The sequence below is a fragment of the Stenotrophomonas sp. HMWF023 genome, assembly GCF_003060985.1.
Taxonomy (GTDB): Bacteria; Pseudomonadota; Gammaproteobacteria; order Xanthomonadales; family Xanthomonadaceae; genus Stenotrophomonas; species Stenotrophomonas lactitubi.
Map to the genome: position 1 here is coordinate 854 of NZ_QAIJ01000224.1, position 811 is coordinate 1664.

An 811-nucleotide genomic window follows, 5' to 3' on the forward strand; every position below is an offset into this window, starting at 1 on the left:
TAGTGCGCGGCGATCTCCTCCAGAATATGCTCGACCGCCTCGCGGCTGCGCTCGGGCAGCTCCAGCCGCGCGCGGCGCAGTTGCAGGATGTTCAGGCCGATGCGGGCTTCGTTGAGCATGTCCACCGACGCGATGTCGCTGCCTTCCGGGGTCGCTGCCAGGCGCGGTGCCAGCAGGCCAAGCAGATCCAGCATGCGTGCGGCGAAGCGCTGGCGATCCTGCTGACCACGGCCTTCGGCCGCCTCGGCCAGGGTGGTCCAGCCCTGCCTTACCAGCCGGCGCGCGGTCCATTCGGCACCCACCGAGCGGAACAACCGCGTCATCACCACGGCAAACCCAATGCCGATGAACATCGCGATCGACGAGTTGGCGAAGGTCTGGACGTTGGCACTGTAGGTGTTCTGCAGGCTCAGCAGCGCAGCCAGGTTGACCGTCAGCGGCAGCGCGAACAGCGCGCTCTTCGGATGGTGCAGCAGCAGGCCCAGTGGTAGGAACACCACCGCCAGCACCAGTGCCAGCAGGCCGAAGTCGTGCACGGCCGGAAACACGCCGAACAAATACACGCCGGCCACCAGTGAAGCCACCATCGCCCACACCAGGAACGAGACCATGCTCGGCGCCGGGTCATCCTGTGCAGCAAAGAACGCGGCGGTCACTGCGGCCATCATCGCGCCGTTGCCACCGCCCTCCCATCCCAGGCCGATCCACAGCACGCAGTAGCTCATCAGCGCCACGCCGGCACTGAGCGCGGAGAACAGCGCCATGCCGTAGTCCACGTGCTTGTCGGTGGCGGTGCGTTCGGTGCGGATGC

The 811-nt window shown here is 67.0% G+C and carries 1 pseudogene; it reads right to left on the minus strand.

Going from position 1 to position 811, the window contains the following annotated elements:
- Positions 1-811: pseudogene (locus tag DBR20_RS23075) on the minus strand (FUSC family protein); the annotation flags it as partial.